At 63.9% G+C, this 24,880-nt stretch carries 25 protein-coding genes and 1 pseudogene; 15 read left to right on the forward strand and 11 right to left on the reverse strand.

All coding sequences use genetic code 11. The features are described from left to right. Positions 1–18: 18 nt before the first annotated feature. Complete coding sequence (locus tag BLW08_RS09700) at positions 19–1,365, reverse strand: sulfatase family protein (protein WP_091324742.1); 1,347 nt, start codon at positions 1,363–1,365, stop codon at positions 19–21. 2 nt (positions 1,366–1,367) lie between these two features. After that, positions 1,368–2,414 carry a hydroxyacid dehydrogenase gene (locus BLW08_RS09705; protein WP_091324745.1) on the reverse strand — a complete coding sequence of 349 codons (1,047 nt, stop codon included), beginning with the start codon at positions 2,412–2,414 and terminating at the stop codon, positions 1,368–1,370. Between the two features lie 134 nt (positions 2,415–2,548). Here BLW08_RS09705 and BLW08_RS09710 point away from each other — a divergent pair, with 134 nt between their 5' ends. Next, positions 2,549–3,685, forward strand: coding sequence for an ROK family protein (locus tag BLW08_RS09710; RefSeq protein ID WP_091324746.1), 1,137 nt, complete (start codon positions 2,549–2,551; stop codon positions 3,683–3,685). A 54-nt stretch (positions 3,686–3,739) separates the two neighbouring features. On the opposite strand, the gene BLW08_RS09715 is transcribed toward BLW08_RS09710, so the two are convergent. From BLW08_RS09715 to BLW08_RS24120, 3 genes and pseudogenes are all read right to left on the reverse strand, one after another. Then, entirely contained in the window at positions 3,740–5,755 is a 2,016-nt protein-coding gene (locus tag BLW08_RS09715; RefSeq protein ID WP_091324748.1) for a Kelch repeat-containing protein, read from the reverse strand. Between the two features lie 138 nt (positions 5,756–5,893). Then, a complete protein-coding gene (locus BLW08_RS24115) occupies positions 5,894–6,439 on the reverse strand; it encodes a helix-turn-helix transcriptional regulator (RefSeq protein ID WP_254779826.1) in 546 nt (181 codons plus the stop codon). A 30-nt stretch (positions 6,440–6,469) separates the two neighbouring features. Then, positions 6,470–6,760: pseudogene (locus tag BLW08_RS24120) on the reverse strand (AraC family ligand binding domain-containing protein); the annotation flags it as partial. Between the two features lie 121 nt (positions 6,761–6,881). Here BLW08_RS24120 and BLW08_RS09725 point away from each other — a divergent pair. Further along, positions 6,882–7,733 carry a phytanoyl-CoA dioxygenase family protein gene (locus tag BLW08_RS09725; protein ID WP_091324751.1) on the forward strand — a complete coding sequence of 284 codons (852 nt, stop codon included), beginning with the start codon at positions 6,882–6,884 and terminating at the stop codon, positions 7,731–7,733. 10 nt (positions 7,734–7,743) lie between these two features. Here the strand turns inward: BLW08_RS09725 and BLW08_RS09730 are convergent, their stop codons facing one another. Then, positions 7,744–8,676 (reverse strand): NAD-dependent epimerase/dehydratase family protein, encoded by a 933-nt coding sequence (locus BLW08_RS09730; RefSeq protein WP_091324752.1) that lies wholly within the window; start codon positions 8,674–8,676, stop codon positions 7,744–7,746. A 141-nt stretch (positions 8,677–8,817) separates the two neighbouring features. Here BLW08_RS09730 and BLW08_RS09735 point away from each other — a divergent pair, with 141 nt between their 5' ends. The 3 genes from BLW08_RS09735 to BLW08_RS09745 are packed head-to-tail and all read left to right on the forward strand — an operon-like array spanning position 8,818 to position 11,265. Further along, positions 8,818–9,573 (forward strand): TetR/AcrR family transcriptional regulator, encoded by a 756-nt coding sequence (locus tag BLW08_RS09735; protein ID WP_091324754.1) that lies wholly within the window; start codon positions 8,818–8,820, stop codon positions 9,571–9,573. Between the two features lie 17 nt (positions 9,574–9,590). Then, positions 9,591–10,382 (forward strand): oxygenase MpaB family protein, encoded by a 792-nt coding sequence (locus BLW08_RS09740; protein ID WP_091324755.1) that lies wholly within the window; start codon positions 9,591–9,593, stop codon positions 10,380–10,382. Next, positions 10,375–11,265, forward strand: coding sequence for a DUF817 domain-containing protein (locus BLW08_RS09745; protein ID WP_091324757.1), 891 nt, complete (start codon positions 10,375–10,377; stop codon positions 11,263–11,265). The genes BLW08_RS09740 and BLW08_RS09745 overlap by 8 nt, the downstream gene beginning before the upstream one ends. Here the strand turns inward: BLW08_RS09745 and BLW08_RS09750 are convergent. Continuing rightward, positions 11,240–11,797 carry a hypothetical protein gene (locus BLW08_RS09750; protein WP_091324758.1) on the reverse strand — a complete coding sequence of 186 codons (558 nt, stop codon included), beginning with the start codon at positions 11,795–11,797 and terminating at the stop codon, positions 11,240–11,242. The two genes, BLW08_RS09745 and BLW08_RS09750, sit on opposite strands and share 26 nt — an antisense overlap. A gap of 253 nt (positions 11,798–12,050) precedes the next feature. On the opposite strand from BLW08_RS09750, the gene dnaK reads away from it, so the two are divergent. From dnaK to BLW08_RS09770, 4 genes are all read left to right on the forward strand, one after another. Continuing rightward, positions 12,051–13,916, forward strand: coding sequence for a molecular chaperone DnaK (dnaK, locus tag BLW08_RS09755; RefSeq protein ID WP_090823003.1), 1,866 nt, complete (start codon positions 12,051–12,053; stop codon positions 13,914–13,916). Between the two features lie 2 nt (positions 13,917–13,918). Further along, a complete protein-coding gene (locus BLW08_RS09760) occupies positions 13,919–14,578 on the forward strand; it encodes a nucleotide exchange factor GrpE (protein WP_062068218.1) in 660 nt (219 codons plus the stop codon). A gap of 137 nt (positions 14,579–14,715) precedes the next feature. Continuing rightward, positions 14,716–15,699 (forward strand): DnaJ C-terminal domain-containing protein, encoded by a 984-nt coding sequence (locus BLW08_RS09765; RefSeq protein ID WP_090823005.1) that lies wholly within the window; start codon positions 14,716–14,718, stop codon positions 15,697–15,699. A gap of 10 nt (positions 15,700–15,709) precedes the next feature. Next, the gene (locus BLW08_RS09770; RefSeq protein WP_091324760.1) at positions 15,710–16,138 is read left to right on the forward strand and encodes a heat shock protein transcriptional repressor HspR; all 429 of its coding nucleotides are present in this window, start codon (positions 15,710–15,712) and stop codon (positions 16,136–16,138) included. 9 nt (positions 16,139–16,147) lie between these two features. Here BLW08_RS09770 and BLW08_RS09775 read toward each other — a convergent pair whose 3' ends face one another. Continuing rightward, positions 16,148–16,543: a hypothetical protein gene (locus tag BLW08_RS09775; protein WP_254779804.1), complete on the reverse strand. Its 396-nt coding sequence runs from the start codon at positions 16,541–16,543 to the stop codon at positions 16,148–16,150. Between the two features lie 252 nt (positions 16,544–16,795). Here BLW08_RS09775 and BLW08_RS09780 point away from each other — a divergent pair, with 252 nt between their 5' ends. The 3 genes from BLW08_RS09780 (at position 16,796) to BLW08_RS09790 (ending at position 19,332) form a co-directional block, all read left to right on the forward strand. Beyond that, on the forward strand, positions 16,796–18,115 hold the full coding sequence (locus tag BLW08_RS09780) for an MFS transporter (RefSeq protein ID WP_254779805.1): 1,320 nt from the start codon (positions 16,796–16,798) through the stop codon (positions 18,113–18,115). A 23-nt stretch (positions 18,116–18,138) separates the two neighbouring features. Continuing rightward, on the forward strand, positions 18,139–18,906 hold the full coding sequence (locus BLW08_RS09785) for a carboxymuconolactone decarboxylase family protein (protein WP_091324763.1): 768 nt from the start codon (positions 18,139–18,141) through the stop codon (positions 18,904–18,906). A 123-nt stretch (positions 18,907–19,029) separates the two neighbouring features. Next, on the forward strand, positions 19,030–19,332 hold the full coding sequence (locus BLW08_RS09790; RefSeq protein ID WP_091324764.1) for a DUF3040 domain-containing protein: 303 nt from the start codon (positions 19,030–19,032) through the stop codon (positions 19,330–19,332). A 51-nt stretch (positions 19,333–19,383) separates the two neighbouring features. Here the strand turns inward: BLW08_RS09790 and BLW08_RS09795 are convergent, their stop codons facing one another. The 3 genes from BLW08_RS09795 to BLW08_RS09805 all read right to left on the reverse strand — a co-directional run bounded on the left by BLW08_RS09795 (position 19,384) and on the right by BLW08_RS09805 (position 21,197). Continuing rightward, positions 19,384–19,803, reverse strand: a complete 420-nt coding sequence (locus BLW08_RS09795) for a hypothetical protein (protein ID WP_091324765.1) — start codon at positions 19,801–19,803, stop codon at positions 19,384–19,386. Positions 19,804–19,890: 87 nt separating this feature from the next. Continuing rightward, positions 19,891–20,541 carry a CG0192-related protein gene (locus BLW08_RS09800; RefSeq protein WP_091324767.1) on the reverse strand — a complete coding sequence of 217 codons (651 nt, stop codon included), beginning with the start codon at positions 20,539–20,541 and terminating at the stop codon, positions 19,891–19,893. Between the two features lie 20 nt (positions 20,542–20,561). Then, positions 20,562–21,197 (reverse strand): TetR/AcrR family transcriptional regulator, encoded by a 636-nt coding sequence (locus BLW08_RS09805; protein WP_091324768.1) that lies wholly within the window; start codon positions 21,195–21,197, stop codon positions 20,562–20,564. Between the two features lie 83 nt (positions 21,198–21,280). On the opposite strand from BLW08_RS09805, the gene BLW08_RS09810 reads away from it, so the two are divergent. From BLW08_RS09810 to BLW08_RS09820, 3 genes are all read left to right on the forward strand, one after another. Further along, a complete protein-coding gene (locus BLW08_RS09810) occupies positions 21,281–22,339 on the forward strand; it encodes an agmatine deiminase family protein (protein ID WP_091324769.1) in 1,059 nt (352 codons plus the stop codon). After that, positions 22,339–24,057, forward strand: a complete 1,719-nt coding sequence (locus tag BLW08_RS09815) for an amidase (protein ID WP_091324770.1) — start codon at positions 22,339–22,341, stop codon at positions 24,055–24,057. The genes BLW08_RS09810 and BLW08_RS09815 overlap by 1 nt, the downstream gene beginning before the upstream one ends. 101 nt (positions 24,058–24,158) lie before the next feature. Further along, positions 24,159–24,524: a hypothetical protein gene (locus tag BLW08_RS09820; protein WP_090823064.1), complete on the forward strand. Its 366-nt coding sequence runs from the start codon at positions 24,159–24,161 to the stop codon at positions 24,522–24,524. Positions 24,525–24,880 lie beyond the last annotated feature (356 nt).

Genomic DNA, 24,880 nt, shown 5'->3' on the forward strand with positions numbered 1-24,880 from the left:
TTCGAGTAAACATGGTGACTACTTTCGGGTGAGGGTGGCTTCGTGGATCGCGTCGAGGGCGAGCTTGTGGCGGCTGGCTGCTACGGGGGCGGTAAGGAGGGGATCGCCGCATTCCCGCATCCAGTCGAAGAGGGTGGCGGATAGATCCCTGAGGATTTCCGACTGCTCCGGGTGGCCGGCGATGTTGTCCAGTTCCTCTGGATCCACGGTGAGGTCGTAGAGTTCCAGGGCCGGACTGGTGCCGATGGTTGGGCCGCCAAGGTCTGCCGGCAGGCTGCGGTGAATCCAGGATTGGGTGGGATCCATGGCGCGTGGTGCGTTGGAGAAGTTGACGATCAGCTTGCGCGTGGATGTCCGCACTGATCGTTTGGGGTCGTAATACGTGTGGTAACTCAACTGGCTGAAACAGTGGCTTCGCGGAGCCTCGCCTGCTTCGACGGCCGGACGCAGGCTGGCACCGGCGAGGCCTTCCGGGAGGGGCAGTCCGGCAAGCTCCAGCAAGGTGGGCAGGACGTCCACGTGGCTGACGATGTCCGTCACGCGTCTCCCGGACCATGCCGCGTTGCCGGGGTGGCGAAGCATCAGCGCAACGCCCAGTCCGGCGTCGTACAGGGTGCATTTGGCGCGGGGCAGCGCAAGGCCGTGATCGGTGGTGAACAGCACCAGTGTCTGGTCTCGGAGGCCCAACGAATCGAGTTCCGCGAGAATGCTGCCCACACCTTCGTCCATGTGCTTCACAGCGCCCTGCAGTTCGGCGATTTCCTCGCGGGCGCCGTCGTTGTCAACCAGATGAGCCGGGACTGTGTGCCCCCGGGAGACGTCCGGGTTCACGCCGTCGGCCAGGAACCCCATGACGCCTGGGCGGTCCCGTTCGGACGGCACGCGGTGCGGCTCCGTGAAGCCCACCTGCAGGTAAAAGGGACGGTCGCTGCCGGACATCCGCCGCAGTGCGTCAGTGGCGCGATGCACGACGACGTCCCGCGCACCTCCCGTACGGGCGCGGTCGAAACCAAGCCTGCTGGCCACCACGTCGTCGGCCAGAACCCGGGATTCATGGTGCACACCAACCAGCTCGGTCTGATAGCCGGCCGACTTCAACCTGTAGGCGATGTGCTGGGAGGGCTCGTTCAGGTCCCAGCCAAACGGCTCGTGGGTGAGGCCCAGGACGCCGTTGCTCTGCGGATACGTCCCGGTGAACAGTGAGGCGCGGGCAGGGCTGCAGTGCGGGGCCGTTGCGAAGGCCTGTTCGAAGAGGGTGGATTCATCGGCCAGGGCGTCCAGGTTGGGTGTGGAGACGGTCTCCACTCCATAGGTGCCCAGGAAGCGGCCCAGATCGTGGCAATGGATCAGGAGAATGTTGCGCATTTTCAGCCCATTCGTTCGAGGTCGGTGCGGGTGAGGGCGTGTTCCAGGGGTTCGCCGCTGATGTAGCGGCGGAGTTCGTCAACCACAATGCCGCCGGCCCGGCGTCGGGAGTCCACGGTGGCCCCTCCGAGGTGGGGCGTGAGGAGCACGTTTGGCAGCGAACGCCAGGGGTTGTCCGTGGGCAGGGGCTCTTGGTTGAAGACGTCCAGCGCTGCATCAATCCGGCCCGAGTGGACCTCTTTGTAGAGGGCTTCCATGTCCACGATGGTGGAGCGGGCAGTGTTCACCAATGCGGCCCCATCCGGAAGCAGGGCAAGTTCGGCAGCGCCGATGAGACCCTCGGTTTCCGGGGTGGCCGGAGCATGGATAGCCACCACATCGCTGCCAGCCATCAGATCGTGCAGGCTTGCTGAGTGGGCCGCGAGAGGATCTCCCGCGGGAATGTAGGGGTCGTAGACGGACACCTTGGCGCCGAGTGCCTGGCAGGCGTCGATGTAGCGGCGTCCTGTCCTGGACGCTCCAACTATGCCGATGCGGGCGCCAGAGATTTCGCGGGCCCTGTTGACATTGCGGGCGTCGTCCCAAGTGGCACCGGTCCGGAGGCTGTGATCGAGCAGGTGCACACGGCGCAGCAGATTCAGCGTGAACGTCAGTGATAGTTCCGCGACGGCCGGTGCCATGGCTGCGCCCGCTTGGGAGATGGGGATGCCGCTGGCCCAGAAGGCGTCGCTGACCAGGGCGTGCAGCGAAGACGCTGCATGGACGACGCATTTGAGGTTCGGCGCCGCTGCCAAGTGCTCGGCGTCGAGACGGGGGAAGCCCCAGGCGGTGATGAACACATCCTTATCTGGGGCAGCGGCCGCGAAAGCATCCAAGGACTGGAGTTCGGCGGGGGCGATTTCAGTGATGTCGCCCAGCTCGCTGAGGGCAGTGCGGGTTTCGGGAGTGATGAACGCTGCCCGTTCGGCGTCCGGGATGCTCAGCAGGATCCGCAGCCGGAGTGCTGTAGGGGGCGAGGAGGGTGATGCAACGCCTTTGTTGATGTTCATGGGACCGAGATTGCCAGTTTCAATATCTTTTGTCAATGACTAAAGTAAGTACAATGGACAGTGTGAAGACATCCGGACCGCGGATGCCAGAATGGGGGAGATCCCTTGCGACGCAACAACAGGAGCCACCAGCTATGAAGCCACGCGCAGGCAGCAAGGCCCTGATCCGCGAGATCAACGAGGCACTGGTGCTGGACGTCGTCCGCACTCAGGCACCGGTCTCCCGCGCCAAAATCACGGTCCAAACCGGATTGAGCGCAGCCAGCGTCACAGGGATCACCGGCAAGCTGGTCCACTCCGGGCTGCTGGTGGAAACCGAGATTGCGCCCAGCACGGGTGGACGTCCGGCGCGTCTTCTTGAGCTGGGGCGCGAAGGCGTCTTCGCGGCTGGGGTGAGGCTTTCCGCCACGGAGGCACACGCCGTCGTGGTTGATTTGCGCGGTGACGTGGTAGCAACGCACAGCGAGCCGTTGGCGTCCACCGGGCCTGGCGAGGCGGCAGCGGCCGCTGCCCGGGCTGTTCGATCTGCGGCCGGCCAGATGGAGTCCAGGCTGATCGGGGTGGGCGCAGCCGTTTCCGGCGTGGTGGATCAGGCCGGCGGTCTGGTGCGGCATAGCGGGGCGATGGGCTGGACTGACATCACATTCCAAATGCTTCTTGAAGAGGCTGTGGGCCAAGCCGTAGTTGTGGACAGTTTCGTCAACGCCTACGCACGCGGTCTGCTGTTCGACGACGTTTTCAAGGGTCGCGAAATGCTCATCTTCAGCGTCGGCACCAGCTTGGGGGCCGCCGTCGTGATTGAAGGCCGCATCCAGCGCGGCTTCAACGGCGCGGCGGGCGGCTTCGCCCATTCGCGTGCGATCACCGGACCCGGACCGGCCAGGCCCTGCCACTGCGGAGCCGAAGATTGCTGTGAAACCCGCGGCAGCCTGTGGGGCATGCAGCAGGAACTGGAGCGGAACGGCCAGAACCGGCAAATAGACCCCGACGTCGATTCCGGCCTGATCGCCGACGCCGCCTTGCATCTGGGGATTGGCATGGCGAACGCCGCCAAGGTCCTCGGGCCCGAGCAGGTGGTGGTGGGTTTCGCCCCCGAAGCTAATCTGGGAACGTTTGCCGAGCAGACCAAGCGCGCGTTTTTGGGTCAGTACCTCCACGCGAACACCCCGCCTCCGTCATTTGATGCAGCCGTTGCCGATCCTGTAGCGCTGGCCCGAGGTGCTGCGTGCTCGGTGCTGGGTGGCTTGTTCACAGCAAGCCCAACTGGGTAGCAGTAGATGCCGTTTTGAGGGTTCGGAACGGCATCTACTGCTACTGACCTGGGGCTAACGCCGCATGGTTTGCATGGCCTGCTGATCGTCAATCCGGACAAGGTTCGGGCCGCGCAGCGTATACAGCAAGCCGTCCTCATCCGCCGTGATGTGTGGTCCGCTGTACCAGCCGCCGTTGATGTCAGCCACAACAACAGAGACGGCGAAAGTGATCGGATCTATGCGGAACACCGTGGTGTCGGAGACGCCGTAGACAATCCCGCGGCTGACCTGAAGAGCTCCGAAGTCCGTGCACACCGCGCTCAGGTCACCCCGATGAACCACCTGCCGGGTATCCAGATCGATCACGAACAGACCGGCAGCCTTGCGGGACATGCCGTAAAGGAATTTGCCATGGATCGCCATCGCCGCAATGCCCTGCGGCTGCCCCGGATCCAGACGCCACAACTCCTGGTTTGCCACGGGGTCCCACGCCACCACGGTGCTGCGGGGACCGGTGGCGTAGATGTTGTCGCCACCCAGGTAAGCGACTCCGTCCTTGGTAGCCACGGCACGGACCATTTGGAGGGCATCGATCGGGTTGACCTTGGTGATGGCCTGCGTGGTGGAAGGCTTGTAGGCGGCGAAGCAGCCGCCACCTCCTGTGTCGTTCTGGGCTCCGGCAATGACCAGCCCGTTGACTGCGTCCCAGCAGACATCCAAGGGGCGGTTCTGCCCGGCGGGCAACGCGGCCACTTGGTAGGGCAGTTGCCCGGTGGCGGGATCGTAGGCGTAGATTCCTCGCGAGTTGTACTGGCCCGTGTAGAGGACACCGCCTACGACCACAGCGTCCTTGGCCTCGCCTGTTGCCCGGAGATAGGACACCTGGTCCGTGGCCAGTTGGTGCCGGGCAATGGTTCCGGTGCCGCCTACGTAGACGTGGCCCGCTCCGGCTGCGAGGCCCATGCATAGCTGGGGTCCGCCCGGAGCCCCGGCTTGTTGGAGGTCATGCTTGACGGCGGTCTTCGCCACGGGATCGATCTCAATAACGTCATAGGAAGACACTGTGAGCGCCTTGCTGCCGTAGACATCCAGGCCCCACATGGCGCCCACATCCTCCGTGAGGATTTGGGTGATCTTCTTGGTGACCATGTTGTAGGACCAGACGCCCGGTTCCTTGACGAAGAAGACGTCGTTGCCCAGCTGCCTGAACATCACACCGGTCTTGGGGATGATGGTGTACTGGGCGTGGTTGGCAAGGTTGATCAGCACGGACTTACCGGGGCCCTTGACCCCCACTCCGAGCTGCCCGTTCAGGACGCTGAGGGAAGTGACCGAGACGCCGGTTGCTACTTCTGCCGGGAGGATGTTGGTGGACGTCCTGGTGGTCCGATCGAAGGCGAACAGGCGGCCGGGACTTGATCCGTTGCCGCCTCCCAGCGTGCTGCCCGTGCCGAAATACACGTGGCTGGCAGTGGCGGCCACAGCTTGGGCAATGGTGGCTCCGGGGTCCGGTATGCCCCAGCTGGTCATGGCATTCGTGGCGGGATCGTATTCCCACAAGGAGGGTGCATTGGTGGTTAGCCCTCCGCCGGCAACGTAGACCTTTCCGTCAGGGGCCACGGCCAGGGCCCGGATGTCGCGGTCTCCGGTCTCGCCCACACCAACGGCCGGTTGGGTTGGCGTGCTGAGGTCCCAGCGATAAAGGTTCGGCTTCCCGTCGATTCCATCGCGCAGCACACCTGCGTACAGATACCGGCCGGTGGAGTCGGCGGCCAGAGCCTGGATGCTGTACCCCGAGCCGAGGTCTGTCCGTGACGTGATGGTGCCTGTAGGGAGGTGGTATCCAATGACCCGTACGGGGTTCAGGTTGCGGGACCCGATGTAGACGGTGTCGCCCACCAGCAGCGAACTCATGAGGGAAAACTGAACGACGGCGGGTCCGAGGTCGGTGATCTGCGGGGCGCCTGTGGTCGTCCTGGCTGGCGCAGCTTGGGCGGTGCCGGAGGACATTGCCGACAGTGCTACGGCGAGTCCGCCGATGCCCCCGGTCTGCAGCAATTGACGACGATTGATGGCGAAAGTGGACATGGAAGGTCTCCTCATTGAGTGTCCCGTGGGGTGTTTCCAAGAGTGGTATTCGTGCTGTTGGGGGACGCTCCGGAGACGTCCTGTGCACTCCACCCAGCGTTTCAGTGGACCCTCAGAAAATCCATGATTCGAACATTTTCAGACATCCCACGTGTGCTGCTCCGCCCGCTCTGCACGCTGGTGTTCCCGGCGGAACTGGCTTGGCGAGGAGCGGGTCTTCTTGGTGAAGAGCCGGCTGAAGTAAGCGGGATCGTCATAGCCGGTGAGGGACGCGATCCTTTGAACCGGAAGGTCCGTGTCAGCCAGCAGCGACTGGGCGCGCTGCATCCGGAGTTGAATGATGAGCTCCTTGGGGCCAACACCGGTAGCGCTCTGCACCGCATGCCGGAGTTCAGGAACCGGGACCTTGAGCGAGGCGGCCAACTGGGACAACGTCAACGGTAGGTTTGCCGCTTCGCGAAGTGCGGAGAGTAGCCTGGTGTCTTTTTCACGGGCGTCGATGGCACCAGGACTGGGCTGCGTGCCCGTCTGGATCAGTACCCGCTGGCAGAGAACGGAAGCGTCCAGATCTCCTTGCGGTCCACCTGTTAGGAGAGCTTCGCGAAGGGCCACAAAAAGTCCAAGAGACTCCTCCAGGCCGATCTCCGAGGAGCCATCAAGCTGCACAAGAGGCTGGCTCCTCACGAAGCACCCTAACTCCTCAAGCGCTCTTGCCGTAGGTCCGGTAAACAACAGCCAATGCTCTTTCCATCCCATCGGCCCTGGTCCGTACCCGTGGCTTACCCCTGGAAAGAGCCGAATGATCGCAGGAGCCCGGACCGTGAAACGCCTGCCGCCCACAGTGAAATGTCCGGATCCTTCGCTCACCAGCACTATGGCGTGGCTGCTGAGGGTTCGTCCGGCAAAGGACGGCAACATCCCACTTTGCTCACCGGCACCCAGGCATGCCAGGCCAAGATCCCTTAGGGGAGACGCCGGATGCCGGTATGTAGACCAATCGTCCATGGGCCTATGCTGCCCCGGCCAGGGGCGCAAGACAAGCCGCAAGAGAAGCCGCACAAAAGTCCAAGTTTTCAGGAATCGGAGTCCATTCACGTGGCCGCCCACCACTGACAAGGTGGGGACTATGTTGACTTCGAATGGCTACGTCCTGGATGAATCGGAATCCCGCCTCGCCGAGCTGGAACCGGTGCCCCCTTCCGATCGATTGGACCGTGAAGCGCTGTGGGCCAGGCTCCGCAGGGACGGGTACCTCTACTTGAAGGGTCAGTTGGACCCGGAACAGTTGCTGGATTTCAGGGAGTTCTACTTTGACTCGTTGAGCGGAGCCAACGTGTACGCGGATGGGACTGACCCTCGCGAGGGAATTGCGGCGCCCGGTGACGTGGATCGTGCTGCGTTGCGCCGGGGCCTGTTCGACCACATTGTTCCCGGGCCGGAGTATCAAGCACTGTGCACTGCAGAGGGGATTGCCGACTGGTTCGCCTGGTTCCTCGAAGATGACGTCCATCTGCACCGGCGGAAAATCATCCGCCATACCAAGCCCGGTGACAACGGTATTGGAACGGCCACCCAGGCTCACTACGATCTGGTTTATCTCCGCGAAGGCAGCGATCGTGTGCTCTCCATGTGGATTCCGTTGGGTGATTGCCCTCGCGAGCGGGGCGGCCTGGCGTACCTTGAGGGCAGCCACCACTGGGTGATGGCCCAGGAACGTGAGGGAACGCTGAAGGTGCCTGCCGCTTCCATCACTGCGGATCTCCCCGGGTTGGCGGACGAGCGCGACGCCCGGTGGCTCGTGACCGATTACGAGGTTGGTGACGTGGTGGTCCACTCGGCGCATGTTGTCCACGCGGCCCTGGACAACACCGACCCCAACGGCACCATGCGCCTGTCCACCGACATCCGCTACCAGCGCCTCAGCGAACCCATCGATTGGCGCTGGCAGGAGCACTGGAATTACGACGACGGCCTCTAGCCTTCCGCACCTACGTGTTCTGTGGGACGGCGCTGCGCCACCACGTCATGGTTGCTTCAGCAGCTTCCGCCAAGGGAGTCGGCTCGAGGCCCAGGAGCTTCTGGCTCTGCGAGGAATCCATCACGAACGGGCGCTCAAACTGGTATAGCAGTTCGGCCAGCTCGCGCATATCGGTGGAGAAAATGCCCGCCACTCGCAACACCCATCCGGGCACGGCGCTCACCTTGGGTGCAGCAGCGCCGGCGGCCTCCGCGTGGGCTAAGGCCATGTCCCGCTGTGTGACGGCCGGGCCGGTAGGAGCATGCAGCACGGTGTTCCATAGTTCGGGTTGCTGTGCTGCTGCGATCATGGCGGCGGCCAGGTCCGGGACGTACGTGAAGGAGTGTGGCTGGTTTGTTGACCCGATGAATTGCACTGCCTTGCCGGCCAGGATGGGCGTCACCATGCGCTCCCCGGCATGTGCCATCTTCACGCGGGGCCCAAAGAAGTCGCCGGCAACAACGCTGACGGTGTTGGCCGCATGCGCCTGCCGTGCTGCGAGCAGCGCGGTCCGGATGCCGCGCTTCCCGCCGGTGGCTGTCCGGGGACCTGCTTCGGTCATGACCCGGTCAGGTTCACTGTACGAGTAGAGACTTTCGGGGAAGACGACGACGGCGCCCGCGGCTGCCGCGGCGTCCATCACCACTTGCTCGGCCCGGGGGAGTTCTGCGGCCCATGATGCTGCCCGGTAGGCCGAGCCGTGGATGCAGTGGAAGACCGCTGTGGCACCTGCCATCGCTTCGGCGAGCCGTAGGGGATCGGAGACATCTACCCGCATCCGCTCCACCAGGGGGTTCTCCGGGCCGCTGCCGGAGCGCGTCAAAACGCGTACTTGGTGACCTTGCTCGGCCAGTTGTTCGGCAATTGTGTAACCGACGGGTCCTGCTCCTGTAACGACGTACATGCTGTGCCTTCTCTCGGTTCGGTGGGAACTTTCAAAACAAGAGCAGTGCTCTCTGAAGTCAGAATGCCCGTCGAATGAATTAAAGTCAAGAGCGGTGCTCTTGTTTGTTTGCAGCGCTCTCTGTTGTGGCATGCTAAGAACATGACGTCAGCTGAATCCAACGCAGCCAAGACCCAAGCCAAGACCAAGGCGAAGCCCCCGACCCCGCGGGAACGGGCGCGCACGCAGACCATCGCTGACATCATCCGCCTGGGTCGCGAGCATCTGGCGCTTCATGGCGCAGCGGCTCTTTCCCTGCGCGCCGTTGCGCGGGATCTAGGCGTCGTATCTTCGGCCGTGTATCGCTACGTCGAGAACCGCGACGAGCTTCTCACTCTCCTGCTCATCGATGCGTACAACGAGCTCGGTGACGCAGTGGATGCTGCGGTAGATGCCGTCCCGGAGGATGACTTCTCCGGGCAGTTCAGGGCCCTTGGCAATGCCGTCCGGTCATGGGCCGTCCGCGAACCCGCCAGCTACGCCTTGCTCTTTGGCAGCCCAGTGCCCGGGTATCAGGCGCCGGGGGAGCGCACCACCGTCCCCGGCACGCGCGTCATCGTCCGCCTCGTCGGGATCTTCGATGCCGCCTACCGTGCAGGTGCCTTGGCCGCTGAGGTGACTCCCGCCGTCGTAATTCCGGAAGGGCTGGGCGCAGACTTGGCGACCATTCGCGCCGAGATGAATCTCGCGGCACCGGACACGTCATTGGCGCGGGGTGTCCTGGTGTGGACGTCGGTGTTCGGGGCCATCAGTTTTGAGGTTTTCGGGCAGTACGGCGCTGATACCTTCGCTGCCCGCGACGAACTTTTTGAGCATCAGTTGAGCGTTCTCCAGGGCGTCGTGGGGCTCCAAGGCTAGGGCGCTACAGTATTCAGATGGTTCGTGGACTGGCTGATATTGGTGCGGAGGGTGTCCTCCTCGCTGGTGCGGGCCGCGCAATCCTCCTTCAGATCGCCGACCCCAAAGTGGGTCATGGCGTGGCCGAGCACAGTAATTTCGCCGAGCGGCCCATGGATCGCCTCCGCGCGACCATGACGTACGTGTACGCGGTGGTCTACGGATCGGAGGAGCAACTGAAGGCCGTTCGCCGCGCCGTCAACCGTGCCCACGCGCCCGTTCGTCGCGGACCGGACGGGGCTTCCACTGGATACAGTGCCTTCGACGCGGAGTCCCAACTCTGGGTGGTGGCCACCCTCTATGACACCGCTGTAACGGTCTACCAGCACGTCCATGGAACGCTCGACGACGAGGCGGCCGATCGCATCTATCGCGAGTATGCGCGTATAGGGACCGCACTGCAGCTTCCCGCGGACAAGTGGCCGGCGGATCGGATCGCCTTTGAAACGTACTGGGAGTCCCACGTGCGCGGACTGTATCCGGACGACAAAGCGCTCAAGGTGGCCCGGGACCTGCTCCATCCCGCCGGCGGACCGCGGCTGCTGCGCCTGGCCATGCCGCTGGCACGATTCCTTACGGCCGGGCTGTTGCCCGATCACCTCCGTGAGGGATTCGGCTTCACGTGGGGCGAAAGCCAGGCGCGGCGCTTCGAGCGGACCATGCGGCTGGTGGGTCGCGTCTACCCTCGCCTTCCGCAGCGGGTCCGGCATTGGCCCCGCGACTACTACCTGGGACACCTTGTTGTGGAACCCAAGGTTCCCCATGCGTAACTCCACGTCGGTTGAGCAATACATCGACGATCTGGCGCACCGGTATCTGGACAATGCCCGTGGGGGTCGACTGCGGGCCGGGCTGACCGAGTTTGTGGTGTTCGGGCTGAAGCAGGCGTGGGCTTGTGTGTTCGGTGCGGCGTTGCTTGCCGTGATCATCGCTGCGCGCCTCTGGTATCCGGACAACGCCGCACTGGCCCGGAACGACTTCCTGACCATCGCCGCCATCGTCATCCAGATTCTGATGATCTCTTTCAGGCTGGAAACGCTGCGGGAGCTGCGGGTCATCCTGCTCTTCCACGTGGTGGGGACAGTGATGGAGTTATTCAAGACGGACGTCGGATCTTGGGCATACGAGGCCGAGGGCTTCCTCCGGATCGGGGCGGTTCCACTGTTCAGCGGCTTCATGTATGCGGCCGTGGGGTCCTACATGGTGCGGGTGTTCCGGCTGTTCGATCTCCGCTTCGACCGGTACCCGCGGCGTTGGATCACCGCCCTTGTAGCGGCTGCGATCTACGTGAATTTCTTCTCGCACCACTACATCTTCGACGCGCGCTGGGTGCTGCTGGCCGCCGTCGTGCTTGTCTACGGACGGTGCGTGATGCACTTCCGGGTGTTCCGGCGTCGCTTCAAGATGCCCATTCTGGTGTCGTTCCTGCTGGTGGCGCTGTTCATCTGGTTCGCGGAGAACATCGGTACGTGGTCCCGTGCGTGGCTGTATCCCAACCAGCTGAACGGGTGGCAGGCGGTCTCCATCGACAAGCTTTTGGCCTGGTTCCTGCTGATGATTATCTCCGTGGTGCTGGTGGCGTGGGTGTACAAGCCCGAGCCCCTTGACGCTGACGCCGCTGAGCTGCCTAGGCTTCGCCGCGTATCGCTTTGAGGGCCGCGCGCCGCGCCTGAAGCAAGGGCTCGACGTCGGACACCCGGCTCAGGCGCAGGGCTTCCGGTGGAGGCGGGTTGCGTTGGGCGTTGATCACGATGCCGAAGCCGCCGAATGTGCCGGCCGCAAGCCATGAGTTCAGTCCGCGCCAAAGCGTTACATCCGTGGGCGTGCCGTCAACGGTGATAGTGAGCCGCTCGGCGATGAGGGCGTCAAAGGCTGCGTCCTGGCGTTGAAGCTCTTCCAGGGTGTGGGGGATTCCCGCTGAAGCACGCCACCGGTTCCTGGCAAGCCCGCGCGGGTCTTGGGGGGTGGTGATCACCTCCACCAGTGGGCCCGCCTGCGAAAAACCGTCGCCGTGGGACACCGAGCCCTCGCTGCCGTCCAATTGCCAGGATCCCAGCATCACAGGGCCTTCCTGGTCTTCCATGGAGAACAGTGGGAACCGATGCGCGCCACTGCGAACCTCCTCATCCATGCGGTCATTCATCGCCCAGAACTCATCCGGCGGCAGGTATCCAGCGAACTCCATCGCGCCAGTTTGCCAGTTCACCGTGGGCGAAACCAGCCCCTCAGCCGCGTGATTCCGGGGCTTTCCTGGGCACTTAAAGCAGAGTTGAGCGTACTTGACTCAACTTTGGATTGACTTAATTCGGAGGCTGAGTACAGTTGAGTGCAGAACGCTCAACTAGCCGATTGTTGAGCAGGCTCCCAGCACGTCAACCGCCCAGCGGACCGTTGCCAGGCGCGATCTCCAACATCGGCCATTGAAAGGAAAACAAGATATGTCACGTGCAGTAGGTATCGACCTCGGAACCACCAACTCCGTGGTCTCTGTTCTCGAAGGTGGCGAGCCCACCGTTATCGCCAACGCAGAAGGCGGCCGCACCACGCCGTCCGTCGTTGCGTTCTCCAAGTCCGGCGAAGTCCTGGTTGGCGAAATCGCCAAGCGCCAGGCCGTCAACAACATCGATCGCACCATCGCTTCCGTCAAGCGCCACATGGGCACCGACTGGAACGTCGCCATCGATGACAAGAAGTACACGCCGCAGGAAATCTCCGCGCGTATCCTCATGAAGCTCAAGAACGACGCCGAGAGCTACTTGGGCGAAAAGGTCACCGACGCTGTGATCACCGTTCCGGCCTACTTCAACGACGCCGAGCGCCAGTCCACCAAGGAAGCCGGCGAAATCGCAGGCCTCAACGTCCTCCGCATTGTCAACGAGCCCACCGCGGCCGCACTGGCCTACGGCCTGGACAAGGGCAAGGAAGACGAACTCATCCTGGTCTTCGACCTCGGTGGCGGAACCTTCGACGTCTCCCTCCTCGAGGTTGGCAAGGACGAAGACAACTTCTCCACCATCCAGGTCCGCGCAACCGCCGGTGACAACCGCCTCGGTGGCGACGACTGGGACAACCGTGTTGTCGAGTGGCTCCTGAGCCAGCTCAAGGTCAAGGGCATCGACCTCTCCAAGGACAAGATCGCCCTCCAGCGTCTCCGCGAAGCTGCAGAGCAGGCCAAGAAGGAATTGTCCTCCTCCACCAGCACCAACATCTCCCTCCAGTACCTGTCCGTCACCCCCGACGGCCCGGTTCACCTGGACGAGCAGCTGACCCGTGCCAAGTTCCAGGACCTCACCAAGGACCTGCTGGACCGCACCAAGAAGCCGTTCCAGGACGTCATCGCTGAAGCCGGCATCAAGGTTTCCGACATCGACCACATCGTCCTCGTCGGTGGCTCCACCCGTATGCCCGCTGTCTCCGAGCTGGTCAAGGAACTCGCTGGCGGCAAGGAGCCCAACAAGGGCGTCAACCCGGACGAGGTTGTGGCCGTTGGTGCCGCACTCCAGGCCGGTGTCCTGAAGGGTGAGCGCAAGGACGTTCTCCTCATCGACGTCACCCCGCTGTCCCTCGGTATCGAAACCAAGGGTGGCGTCATGACGCACCTCATCGAGCGCAACACCGCTATCCCCACCAAGCGCTCCGAGACCTTCACCACCGCTGACGACAACCAGCCGTCCGTGGCCATCCAGGTCTTCCAGGGCGAGCGTGAATTCACCCGCGACAACAAGCCGCTGGGCACGTTCGAACTGACCGGCATCGCTCCGGCACCCCGCGGCGTTCCGCAGGTTGAGGTCACCTTCGACATCGACGCCAACGGCATCGTCCACGTGTCCGCCAAGGACAAGGGCACCGGTACGGAACAGTCCATGACCATCACCGGTGGCACGGCGCTGTCCAAGGACGACATCGACCGCATGGTCCGTGAAGCCGAAGAACACGCTGCAGAGGACAAGGCCCGCCGCGAAGCTACGGACACCCGTAACTCCGCCGAGCAGCTGGCCTACTCCGTGGACAAGCTGATCGCCGACAACGACGACAAGCTGCCCGAGGAAGTCAAGACCGAGGTCAAGGCCGACGTCGACGCCCTCAAGTCCGCGCTGGAAGGCACCGACGACGCCGCTGTAAAGACTGCGTTCGAGAAGCTCCAGGCCTCCCAGACGAAGCTCGGCGAAGCCATCTACTCGCAGGCCGCCGCAGCTGATGCTCCGGGTGCCGGTGCAGAAGGCGCTCCCGCCGGTGAAAAGGCTGCCGACGACGAAGACATCGTCGACGCCGAAATCATCGACGAAGACGAAGCGAAGAAGTAGCCATGCCTCACCACGGCAACGAAGCAGAGCACTCTGAAGGCAACGAGCCGCGCAAGCCCGTTATCCGGGACAACCGCAAGGTTGACCCGGAGACCGGTGCGGCCCGTCACCCCGATAGCGAAGCTGCGGCTCCCACCGAAGGCAACGCCGCTCCCACAGACGGCGACGCCCTCTCCCAAGCTGAGGAAATCCTCAACGGGGTAGAGGTGCCGGCTGAGGAATCGGTAGCCTCCGGTGCCGCGGCTGAAGCCCAGGCAGCGGAGCTCCGCAACGACCTCCTTCGCCTTCAGGCTGAGTACGTCAACTACCGCAAGCGCGTGGAACGCGACCGTGCCGTAGCAGGGGAGATGGCCGTCATTGGCGTCCTCAACTCCCTGCTCCCGGTGCTGGACGACGTCGACGCCGCCCGCCAGCACGGTGACCTCGAAGACGGCCCCTTCGCCGCCATCGCCACCAAGCTGGAGAATGCGCTGAAAACGTACGGACTGGAACGCATCGCGGATACCGGTGTCGAATTCGACCCCACCATCCACGAAGCACTCATCCAGCAGCCCGGCGAAGACATCGAGGTTGACACGGTCAGCCAGGTGCTGCGCTCCGGATACCGCTCAGGTGAGCGGGTCCTGCGTGCAGCCCAGGTGATCGTCGCGGTTCCGGCGTAACTAGCAGACGCTTCACCGGATATGGGGCGGTGCCCTCCACACCGCCGCCCCATATCCGGTTCCGCGTCGGTTGTAAGCTCGCCAGAGGCGCGATGACTGCAGCCGCACGTTTTTTATTGACTTGAAAGGAAACGCTCTTGGCCAGCCAGGACTGGGTTGAAAAGGATTTTTACGCGATCCTTGGTATCGCCAAGGACGCGTCCGACGCGGATATTAAGAAGGCTTACCGCAAGCTAGCCCGGCAGTACCACCCGGATACCAATGCCGGGGATGCTGCTGCGGAGAAGAAGTTCAAGGACATTTCCGAGGCTTACTCGGTGTTGTCGAGTCCTGAGGACCGGCAGCAGTACGACGCCATCCGTGCCATGGGTGGTGCCCGGTTCGCTCCGGGTGCCGGAGCTGGACGTGGTGGTGCTGGTGCCAATGGCGGGTTTGAGGACCTGTTTGGTGGCTTGTTTGGTGGCGGGCCTGGTGCTCGTCAGCCTGCGGGCGGCGGGGGAATTCCTCCGGAGTTCGCGGACCTGTTTGGCGGCGGCTTCGGCGGCGGTAACCAAACCGGGTTCCAGCGGGCACCACAGAAGGGCTCAGACCGCACTGCGACGACGTCCATCTCGTTTGCCGGTTCCATCAAGGGCACCACTGTGAGCCTGCGCGAGAGCAACGGCAACGTGATCGACGTCAAGATTCCGGCCGGTATCAAGGACGGGCAGAAAGTCCGGCAGCGCGGCAAGGGCAACGTGGGCCCGGCCGGCAATGGCGACCTCATCATCACGGTGAGTGTGAAGCCGCACGAATTTTTCCACCGCGACGGCGACAACATCCGCATCCACGTGCCGGTCACGTTCGCTGAAGCGGCGCTGGGTGCCACCATCGACGTTCCGACGCTCGACGGGGACACCGTCAAGGTGCGCGTCCCGGCAGGAACTCCGGCTGGCCGAACCCTCCGGGTCAAGGGCCGGGGCGTGAAGACGTCCAAGGCCACCGGCGACCTGTTGGTGACTATCGACGTCGCGGTCCCCCAGAACCTGAACAAGGAAGCCGAAGAAGCCGTGAAGGCGTTTGCTGCTGCCACCACTGACGCCAACCCGCGTCACGATCTGGCCGCGAAGGCCCGGTTGTAAGGAGGCGGTCATGGGCATCGACGTCAATCAGCCGATCTTTGTCATCTCCGTTGCCGCGGAGCTTGCCGACATGCATCCGCAGACGTTGCGCCAGTACGATCGCCTGGGCATCGTCTCGCCCAGCCGCGCACCGGGCAAGTCCCGCCGATATTCGCAAAATGACGTCAACAGACTGCGGGAAGTCCAGCGTCTCTCGCAGTCCGGCGTCTCCCTCGAGGGCATCAAACGCATCCTCGACCTCGAAAACCAGGTAGCCGCGTTGCAGTACCGCGTGGCTGAGCTGACTGAAGAACTAACCCGCCGTCGCACACCGGTGGACACCCGCATCTTCGCGGCAGGCGCGGCCGGCGACGTCGTCAGCTTGGCCCGCGGGCAACGGCCCAGGGCAAGGTCCCAGGCTGTTGTGGTGTGGCGTCCGAGGTCGGGGGACGCGCGTTAATTCCCGGATCTACGCCCGGCTTCGATCCCAGCTGACCACCACGCGGGCGGCACCCTGTTCGGTCCGCTCGACGTTGGTGACGATCTGGGAATCGGGAGCTCCCATGGCCCGGATTTGCTGCCGATAGTTTTCCACGTGCTCCTGCAAGGACTCCTCAGTCCATTCGCCCGGCCGCATCCTCGTGGAAATCTCCACGGGTTCCTCACGGACCAGGATCTCCCCGGGCTGCCCGGTAGGCGAGGTCTCCGGCGTCGTGGCCTTTGGAACCAGCATACGGAAAGCGAAAACCCCGCCGGCCACCCCAGCGACGAGTCCTGCAGCGATCAGCCACAGCGTTCGTCCAGGTCCCCGCCCCGCGGCTGTCGACTTCGGCAGGGCAGTCTTTTTTGCTGTTCTCTTTGCCATGGGAATTCATCTTTCCGGTGGGCGTTCAGGTGTCCGTGCGGGTCGGCGCTCAAGGGCGCTGTCTGTCCATCCTAAGCAGGCTTAGCACCCTTGGGTAAGTCACCGGGCCAGGCCACACGAGGGAGGTACTGCCGGACCCTGTAACAAGGGACTCTCCCACGTGGTTCCAAACACGGGTGTCATTGATAAGTGACCTCTACCCACATCCCCCCGACTCAGATGGCCAGCCCGGCTCCAGGATCGACAAGCCGGGTGGCCCTCGCCGTGTCCACTCTCGGCTTCTTTGTGATCACACTGGATGCCCTGATCGTCAACGTTGCTCTGGCCAGCATCGGCGCCCAGCTGGGTGGCGGCACGGCAGGCCAGCAGTGGATCGTGGACGGCTACACACTGATGTTCGCGTCCTTATTGCTCTTTGCCGGCAACCTGTCAGATAGGATCGGGGCCAAGCGTGCCTTCACCCTCGGTCTGGTGCTGTTTGTCCTGGCATCGGCTGCCTGCGCGTTCGCTCCCGTCCTTTGGGTTCTGATCTTCTCCAGGTTCGTGCAGGGTGCCGCAGCGTCACTGATGTTGCCGCCGTCGATGGCTTTGATCCGGGAAGCTTTCCCGGACGCGCTGCTGCGCTCCAGGGCAATAGGCCTGTGGGCGTTGGGTGGAGCCGTGGCCGCTGCGGCAGGGCCAACCCTGGGTGGCCTGCTGACGACCATTGACTGGCGGCTGGTTTTCCTCATCAACGTTCCCGTTGGGGCGGTGGCCGTTGCGTTGCTGGGCAAAGTCCCTGCCTCGCCGGTCCGGCCCGCACCCTTCGACTGGTGGGGGCAGGTGGCAGCACTCATTGGCGTGGGCGCGCTCATCTTCGGGCTGATCGAGGGCGGGGTTCTCGGCTTCGGGGAGCCTCAAGTGTTGCTGTCCTTGGGCGCAGCCGCCGTGGCCATCACCGTCTTCCTTCTGACCCAGGCCCGGGTCCGCAACCCCATGATGCCCCTGGACCTGTTCCGTTCGGCCGGGCTACGTATCGCCCTCTCGGTGGGATTCAGCTTCATGGTTGGCTGGTACGGAATGGTCTTTGTCATGAGCCTCTTCCTCCAGCAGCACCTCGGCCTGTCCCCACTGCTGGCCGGCCTGGCGTTCCTCCCGGCGTCCGTCCTCATCGCAGTCAGCAATGTGGTGGCAGGCAGGATGGCTGCCCGGTTCGGCCCGAGGGTTCCGGCCGTCCTTGGCCAGTTGCTCATGGTGGCAGGTTTGCTGGGCATGCTCCTGGCAGCACCCTTGGGCTCACTCCTGGCCGTCACACTGCTGTTGGTGCCGATCGGCGTGGGCGGTGCACTGGCTATGCCTCCCATCACGGCCCACGTCCTGGACAGCGTTCCAGCTCATCGCGCCGGGACGGCCAGCGCGGTCTTCAATACTTTCCGGCAACTCGGTGGAGCCGTGGGCGTGGCAGTTTTCGGCGCGCTGTTGGCGGGCCCCGCAGGGTTCGTTCCAGGGCTGCAGACGAGTCTGCTGATCGCGGCATTGCTCCTGCTGGCGACTGCGGTTGCGAGCGTTTTCATTCGCCGGACCCACAACTAATCCACGTCATCAAAGGAGACACCTTGGCACCCACCCAAACCGCCAGCAAGAACCACGAGGAACTTTTCCCGGGACAGCCGCCAGCACTCGCTGTCACGGATCCCGAACTAGTGGAGATTTTTAACAACTTCGCTTTTGACGAGACCCTTCGCTACGGAAACCTCGATACCGGAACCCGGGTTATGGTCCAGCTCGCATCACTCATCGCGTGCCAGGCACTGGGAGAGTACCGCACCATGCTCACGGCGGCCCTCACCGTTGGGGTGACTCCCGTCCAGGTCAAGGAAGTCCTTTACCAGGCCGTGCCATATGTTGGCATGGCCAAGGTTTCCGACTTCCTGCACGCAAGCAACGAGGTCCTGACCGAACACGGCGTACAACTTCCCCTCCAAGGGCAGTCCGGCACTACACCGGCAGACCGCGCAGAGAAGGGCCTCGCAGTCCAGAAATTCATCGCGGGTACCGCCAAGGTGGACGCCATGCGCGCCGCCGCAGCCAACGACGAAATGCACTTCCAGGACTACCTCGCCGGCAACTGCTTTGGCGACTACCTCACCCGCGGGGGCATCGACGTACCCACTCGTGAGCTGCTCACCCTCTCGATGCTGGTTTCGTTGGGCGGCTGCGAACCCCAAGTGAAGGGTCATATCCAGGGCAATCTCAACGTCGGAAATGACCGTGCGAGGATGCTCGAGGTCCTCACCACCCTGCTGCCATACATCGGATACCCGCGGACACTCAACGCCTTGCGGATGCTGAACGAAACCGCCCCGGCCAGCCACACGGAGTAGGAGCATTACCGCCGGAACCAGTGGCCAGCAGACCCTGACGGGCAGATAATGAAGGCATGGCACGGCATGCAGCGCACGTGCTGGTGGATTGAGCACCGACTGCTCGTGTGGTGAGGAATTCCGGTGTCGTTGTCGGATGAAGAACGCAGGAGCTTGGAAGAGCTGGAACGGGATCTCGCTGCAGCGGATCCTGAGCTTGCCTTTCGGCTGACGTCGGGCCGCCCACGCGGGGCCATGGCCCGAACAATCCTTGGAAGCCTGGCTGTACTGGCCGGCTTCGTCATGGTGATCGCCGGAATTATCACGCAGCTGGTGGTTCTGGGCGTGGTGGGGTTCCTGCTGGCCAGTTCAGGGGCTTATTGGCTTCTGGCCGGGAGATCGCTGAGGAGACGTATTCAAAGGCACGACGGCGAACCGTCGCCTTAGCGGGCAAGGCAGCTTTAGCGGCCCCGGCACCTGATGAGCGCCCGGCTGTAGCTACGGAACCGGGGGGACTGGCGGCAGATGCATCTCCGGCTGCTTGGCCGGTTCCGGCTCGCCCGGGGGAACCATCATCCGCCAAGCGAGAACAGCGCCCGCGCCCAGAGCGGCAGCGGCCAAAGCGATGAACAACGCGCCAACCCGTGATGGGCGTTGCGGGGAGTTTCGGTTCAGTGCCGATGTGGCCCTCTTAACAGCCCGCGCAGCGGTGCGCTGCGCTTCCTTGGCAGCTTTCTTGTTGCCGGTCAGGGTGAGTATCACGCCCTGAACCACAGACGGGACGTCGGCATGGTTGATCCGTGCCAACGCCCACTTCACCACGGCGTCTGCCTGTGCCGATGTGCCCTCTGCCGCGTGTGTCACCCACTCGCGGGCAAGGTCCTGCGCGGCGGGAATGATGCTTTGTGCTTTGTTCATGGTGCACCCTCACAGAGTAGATGGCCCTGTGTGCCAGCCTACGCCCGGAGTCCCTGCGGCCAACAAGTGTTCCCGCCGCGCCAAGAATCAGTCCCGGACCACGGCCGCCAACTCCACCGGCTTTTCCAGCCCGGCCCACGTTCCGTTCAAGGTCAGCTCCGTGTGGAGTTCCGGGGCCGCGGCCGTGTTGGCGGAAGCATCCGCCGCTACGTCCACAACGCGGGCTACTTTCAACCGGAGCCCTCCGGCGTCAATGATTGTCACGCCGCTTCCCGATACCGGCGCCGAGGCACTCAGGGCGGGGAGGTCGCCGTCGAGCTTTCCACTGCCCTTCACCGTGACCGTGCTGGGCCGCGGCTCCGGCTCGCCATCCACGAACTGCGGGGCCTCCTCCTGACCGGTGAGGATGGCGGCGGCCAGGGCCTTGATGTAGATGGGATCCGCGCAGGCGTCGTACACCCAGCGCTTGCCGAGGACCGAGTGGTCCATGGTACCGATGAGCCATTCTTCGGCACCGGCCAGCTCGTAGCCGCGGTAGCTGAGCGGGACTTGGTAGATGCGCTCGCCGGCTGCGACCACATGTGTTTCGAGCCCCACCTCGCCGGCGGGATCGTCAAAGCGGTAGGCACCGATGAGCTCCGGCGCGCCATCCTGGATGAACCAGGGCTGCTTCGGGAGGTAGTCAGCGATGAGTTCGAGTTTGGACGGGGACAGGGTTGCCTTGTGAATGATCGCCATGGTCTCCAGCCTAGGGCAGGCTAAGAACCGGGGCCGGCAACCAGCGATCCGGGGGCTGCCCCCACCATTCCCTCGACGGCGCGGGCAAGGTGTGTGCCGCGGTCGTTGACGCCGTCCCAGCGGACCAAGGCCTGCGCGTTCAGGCCGTCCACCATGCCCAGGATCTGCCATGCGACGGCGGCGGAATCGGAAACGTTGAAAGCTCCCGTGGCGTTGCCGTCCTCAACGACACTTTGGAAGACCTTCTGCCAGGCGTCCATTTGTTCGCGCACCGAGGCGGCCAGGGGTTCGTTGCGGCGTCCCAGCGTCCAGGCTTCCACCCAGATGGCCGTAACGTCGAGCCGGCTGTTGTCCAGGAGGGTATCCACCAAAAGGCCAAGTCGCTCAGACGGTCCGGGACGCTGGCTCAGCAAGCCTGCCACTTCCTGTGTTTCCGCGGCCACGATGGTGGCGAATGTGCTGGAGACCAGCGCGTCCATATTGGGCTGATAGTGCGCCACCAGACCCGAGGCGACCCCCACGCGGGCGGCAACATTGCGCAGCGTAAGAGCGGTGAGCCCGGCCTCGAGTGCGATCTCGCGGGCGGCTTCGGTGATTTCTGCGGCGCGTTCTGCCGGCGACTTCCGGACAGCGCGCTTCTGTGGAGTGCTTGACATCAAGGACCAGTCTAGATTACCTTTTCAGCATTGTTGATCGTGCGATCAACAAGAGGATTGCACTGACGACGAAGGAGTCACCCATGGCTTGGAGAATGCCGGCCGAAACCGCACCGCATGAGCGCACCTGGATGGCGTTTCCCCGCCCCGGCCTGACGCTCGGCGACGACGCCGCCTCCGCCGAAGAGGCCTACGCGGCCTGGACCGCCGTCGCCCATGCGGTAGCCGAGTTCGAACCGGTCACCATGGTGGTGGACCCCAGCGAGCGCCAGCGCGCCGCCCGCATGCTGGGCAGCGGCATCGAACAGGTTGAGGCGCCTTTGGATGAGTTCTGGATGCGCGACGTCGGACCCACCTTTGTGGTGGACGGCGAACGTCCCGGCGTGCTCGGTGCCGTGGACTGGATCTTCAACGGATGGGGTGCCCCGGCGTGGTCCGAGTGGCAGAAGAGCGCCGGGATGGCCCGCTTCGTCGCAGAACAGTCCGGTGCCGAACTGGTCAGCTCACTGCTGGTCAACGAGGGCGGCGCCATCCACGTGGACGGCGAAGGTACAGTGCTGGTCACCGAAACGGTGCAGCTGGATCCGGGCCGGAACCCCTACGCAAACAAGGCAGCTGTTGAAGCTGAGCTGGCCCGCACTATCGGCGCCACCAAAATCATTTGGGTACCCCGCGGGCTGACCCGCGACTACGAGGACCTGGGCACGCGCGGCCACATCGACATGGTGGCCACCCTTCCAACCCCCGGCCGTATCCTGTTGCACTCCCAGACCAACCCTGAGCACCCGGACCATGAGGTCAGCCGCACGCTCCAGGAATTCCTGGAAACGCAGACCGACGCTGCGGGCAAGCCGTTTGAGATTGTGCCGCTGCCCGCACCGGAAACGCTGCGCGACGAGGACGGTTTTGTGGACTGGAGCTACGTCAACCACTTGGTGGTCAACGGCGGCGTCATCGCCTGTGGCTACGGCGAAGAACGGGCTGACTCGCTGGCCGCAGAGATCCTTGCCGAGGCTTACCCTGGCCGCCGCGTGGTCACCGTGGATGCGCGCCCCATCCTGGCACGTGGCGGCGGTATCCACTGCATCACCCAGCAGCAGCCGCGCCTCAGCGGAGCGCAGCTCGCCAGGGGTGCAGCGTAATGGCTCGTTTCGACGTCGTTGAGGCCTCCATCGATCGTCTGCGTGAGGCTCTGCACGCCGGGGAGGTGACCAGCGTGGAGCTCACCCAGGCCTACTTGGATCGGATCGAGGCCTACGACCGCAACGGCACCAAGCTCAACGCCGTGGTGGTCATGAATCCCGACGCTTTGGCGGATGCCCGGGCGTCGGACGAACGACGGGCACAGGGCGCGGCAAGGGGTCCGCTGGACGGCATTCCGTACACGGCCAAGGACAGCTACTTGGCCAAGGGTCTCACCGCCGCGGCCGGTTCGCCGGCTTTCGAGAACCTGGTGGCACAGCGCGATGCCTTCACCATCGAGCGCCTCCGGGACGCCGGTGCGGTGCTGATTGGCCTCACCAACATGCCGCCCATGGCCAACGGCGGTATGCAGCGTGGCGTTTACGGACGCGCCGAAAGCCCCTACAACGCAGACTTTCTGACCGCAGCGTTTGGTTCCGGATCGTCCAACGGTTCCGGCACCGCAACTGCGGCCAGCTTCGGGGCCTTCGGCCTTGGTGAGGAGACGTGGTCAAGTGGCCGCGCACCGGCGTCGAACAATGCTCTGTGTGCGTACACGCCCTCGCGCGGCGTCATCTCGGTGCGCGGCAATTGGCCGCTGGTTCCCACCATGGACGTGGTGGTGCCGCACACCCGCACCATGGCGGACATGCTGGAACTGCTGGATGTCATCGTGGCCGACGACGCCGAGACACGCGGCGATTTCTGGCGCGCGCAGCCCTGGATTCCGCTTCCAAAGTCCTCCGAGGTCCGGCCGGAGTCCTATGTGGCGTTGGCACCGGAAACGCTCGACGGCGGACGGTTGGCTTTGCGGGGCAAGCGCTTCGGAGTGCCGCGCATGTACATCAACGCAGATCCGGGTGCCGGCACCAGCGCGAAGCCTGGCATTGGCGGGCCTACCGGGCAGCGTATCGAGACTCGGGCTTCGGTGATTGAGCTGTGGGAGGCTGCCAGGCGTGACCTTGAGGCTGCCGGGGCTGAGGTTGTGCTGGTGGATTTCCCCGTGGTCTCAAACTACGAAGGGGACCGTCCCGGAACGCCCACCATCGCCACCCGCGGACTGGTCAGCCCTGAGTACCTCAAACGTGAAATCGAGGATCTCGCAGCCTGGGCGTGGGACGACTTCCTGCGCGCCAACGGCGATCCCGCCCTCAACAGGCTTGCAGATGTGGATGGTGCAGCGATCTTCCCCCATCCGAAGGGCGCCCTCGAGGACCGCTACACCGGATTCGACGACCATATCGCCGGCTATCCCCGGCATGTCCGCGAATACGGCGTCTCCCAATTTACTGAAATTCCCCTGCTGGAAGACGGCGTGCGCGGTCTGGAAGAGACCCGCCGCGTTGACCTGGAGGAGTGGATGGACCGGCTTGGACTTGACGCCGTTCTGTTCCCGGCGGCGGCCGATGTGGGACCTGCCGACATGGACGTGAACCCGTCGTCGGCAGATCTGGGATGGCGTAACGGAGTGTGGGTGGCCAACGGCAACCTCGTTCCACGGCATCTGGGCATCCCCACCGTCACCGTGCCCATGGGAACCATGGCGGACATCGGCATGCCCGTGGGTCTGACATTTGCTGGCCGCGCCTATGACGACACGGCACTGCTGACGCTGGCCGCAGCCTTCGAAGCGACTGGTTCGCGACGGACGGCCCCAGCCCGGACGCCGGCGCTGTAACGGAATTGACGGCGGACTCCATGGCGGGCAAGCCAGACCTAATGCGTGGCCTCGCCTAGGCTCTGATTAGAATCAAAGGGACGTCGACCACTGAGGGAATCATGAAGAAACTCACCACTGTCCTGATCGCTGCCGGGCTCATTGCCTCAGCATCTGCCTGTTCCGCCCAGCAGCAGCTGACCACGGCGGAAACCTGCGACCGCATTAACGTCGTGGTACCCAGCTTCCCGCAGGGCCCCGGCCAGACTGCAGCGAACCGGGCAGCCAACGCGGTCCGGCCCATCGTGAACGTAGCATCCGCTGACATGAAGCCGGTTGTCACCTCAATCCTGGCGTACCTGGACGAGCTGGCGAAGGACGAGCCACAGGACGCTGCGGAGAAGGAAGCCCACCAGGCAAAGCTTGAAGAGGCCACAGCGGGCTTCCAGGAAGCCGGCACCAAGTACGGCGAGCTCTGCCGCGGCTAATGACGCCCGCGGCCTAGCGGCCTTGTAAGCAAACGGGAAGGGACCGGTTCTGTTGAACCGGTCCCTTCCCCGTATCCGCCGCCCGGATCCTCTCTCACCTTTCGGCCGTTTCCGGCGAACCCTCTCTCACCTTTCGGCCGTTTCCGGCGAACCCTCTCTCACCTTTCGGCCGTTTCCAGCGAACCCTCTCTCACCTTTCGGCCCTTTCCAGTGGACGCTCTCTCATCTTTCGGCCGTTTCCAGCGAACCCTCTCTTACTCCCTTCAAACAAGTGAGTCTTACTCCCTTCAAACAAGTGAGAGAGGGTTTGGTTTTGGGTGCGGGAGGTGAGAGAGGGTTTGGGTTTTGGGTGCGGG

The organism is Arthrobacter sp. cf158, assembly GCF_900106835.1.
Lineage (GTDB): Bacteria > Actinomycetota > Actinomycetes > Actinomycetales > Micrococcaceae > Arthrobacter.

Bases quoted from the DNA above. Each gene is read 5' to 3' on its own strand.
- BLW08_RS09700 (WP_091324742.1), bottom strand. From the start codon at position 1,365: ATGCGCAACATTCTCCTGATCCATTGCCACGATCTGGGCCGCTTCCTG.
- BLW08_RS09705 (WP_091324745.1), bottom strand. From the start codon at position 2,414: ATGAACATCAACAAAGGCGTTGCATCACCCTCCTCGCCCCCTACAGCA.
- BLW08_RS09710 (WP_091324746.1), top strand. From the start codon at position 2,549: ATGAAGCCACGCGCAGGCAGCAAGGCCCTGATCCGCGAGATCAACGAG.
- BLW08_RS09715 (WP_091324748.1), bottom strand. From the start codon at position 5,755: ATGTCCACTTTCGCCATCAATCGTCGTCAATTGCTGCAGACCGGGGGC.
- BLW08_RS09725 (WP_091324751.1), top strand. From the start codon at position 6,882: ATGTTGACTTCGAATGGCTACGTCCTGGATGAATCGGAATCCCGCCTC.
- BLW08_RS09730 (WP_091324752.1), bottom strand. From the start codon at position 8,676: ATGTACGTCGTTACAGGAGCAGGACCCGTCGGTTACACAATTGCCGAA.
- BLW08_RS09735 (WP_091324754.1), top strand. From the start codon at position 8,818: ATGACGTCAGCTGAATCCAACGCAGCCAAGACCCAAGCCAAGACCAAG.
- BLW08_RS09740 (WP_091324755.1), top strand. From the start codon at position 9,591: ATGGTTCGTGGACTGGCTGATATTGGTGCGGAGGGTGTCCTCCTCGCT.
- BLW08_RS09745 (WP_091324757.1), top strand. From the start codon at position 10,375: ATGCGTAACTCCACGTCGGTTGAGCAATACATCGACGATCTGGCGCAC.
- BLW08_RS09750 (WP_091324758.1), bottom strand. From the start codon at position 11,797: ATGGAGTTCGCTGGATACCTGCCGCCGGATGAGTTCTGGGCGATGAAT.
- dnaK (WP_090823003.1), top strand. From the start codon at position 12,051: ATGTCACGTGCAGTAGGTATCGACCTCGGAACCACCAACTCCGTGGTC.
- BLW08_RS09760 (WP_062068218.1), top strand. From the start codon at position 13,919: ATGCCTCACCACGGCAACGAAGCAGAGCACTCTGAAGGCAACGAGCCG.
- BLW08_RS09770 (WP_091324760.1), top strand. From the start codon at position 15,710: ATGGGCATCGACGTCAATCAGCCGATCTTTGTCATCTCCGTTGCCGCG.
- BLW08_RS09775 (WP_254779804.1), bottom strand. From the start codon at position 16,543: ATGGCAAAGAGAACAGCAAAAAAGACTGCCCTGCCGAAGTCGACAGCC.
- BLW08_RS09795 (WP_091324765.1), bottom strand. From the start codon at position 19,803: ATGAACAAAGCACAAAGCATCATTCCCGCCGCGCAGGACCTTGCCCGC.
- BLW08_RS09800 (WP_091324767.1), bottom strand. From the start codon at position 20,541: ATGGCGATCATTCACAAGGCAACCCTGTCCCCGTCCAAACTCGAACTC.
- BLW08_RS09805 (WP_091324768.1), bottom strand. From the start codon at position 21,197: ATGTCAAGCACTCCACAGAAGCGCGCTGTCCGGAAGTCGCCGGCAGAA.
- BLW08_RS09810 (WP_091324769.1), top strand. From the start codon at position 21,281: ATGGCTTGGAGAATGCCGGCCGAAACCGCACCGCATGAGCGCACCTGG.
- BLW08_RS09815 (WP_091324770.1), top strand. From the start codon at position 22,339: ATGGCTCGTTTCGACGTCGTTGAGGCCTCCATCGATCGTCTGCGTGAG.
- BLW08_RS09820 (WP_090823064.1), top strand. From the start codon at position 24,159: ATGAAGAAACTCACCACTGTCCTGATCGCTGCCGGGCTCATTGCCTCA.